The following is a 487-nucleotide window of genomic DNA, read 5'->3' as shown; positions in this document are numbered from 1 at the left end:
AGGTATAAACTGACGTATTAAGCCATTGGTGTTTTCATTTGTGCCTCTTTGCCAGCTTTTATAAGGCTCCGCAAAGTACACGGTAGTATTTAAATAATGCTCAATAGCATGATGATAATTAAATTCCATCCCATTATCAAAGGTGATGCTTTTAACCATTTTTTCAAACGGCGTTAGCAATTTTATTATCATATCTCTCGTTTCGGAGGCGGTACGTTGATTGAGGCGCCCAATTAATACTAGCCCTGTTTTGCGTTCAACTAATGTCACCAATGCTTGCTTGTCTTTACAGCTAATAATCGTATCTCCCTCCCAATGTCCTTGCGTTTTCCGGCTTTCTACATAACTTGGACGTTGTTTAATTGACCGTTTATAACGGCGGTCTCCTTCTTTAATACTCGGTGCCTTACAATGCCTATAGGCTTTGCCTTTTCGCCTTAGATAAGGTTTGAATTGTTCATAGCGCGCTTTATTTTGATAAAGATAG

Annotated in this window: 1 protein-coding gene; it reads right to left on the bottom strand. The window is 39.0% G+C overall.

Annotated features, from left to right (window positions below; genetic code table 11):
• Positions 1-487 (bottom strand): IS30 family transposase (locus tag A9G37_RS10010; RefSeq protein WP_141671171.1); only part of this gene is annotated, 487 nt, incomplete at both ends.

The sequence above is a fragment of the Gilliamella sp. GillExp13 genome (assembly GCF_001690815.1).
Taxonomy (GTDB): Bacteria; Pseudomonadota; Gammaproteobacteria; order Enterobacterales; family Orbaceae; genus Gilliamella; species Gilliamella bombi.
The sequence above is the reverse complement of the archived record's forward strand: the minus strand, read 5'-3'. Positions and strand labels throughout refer to the sequence as shown.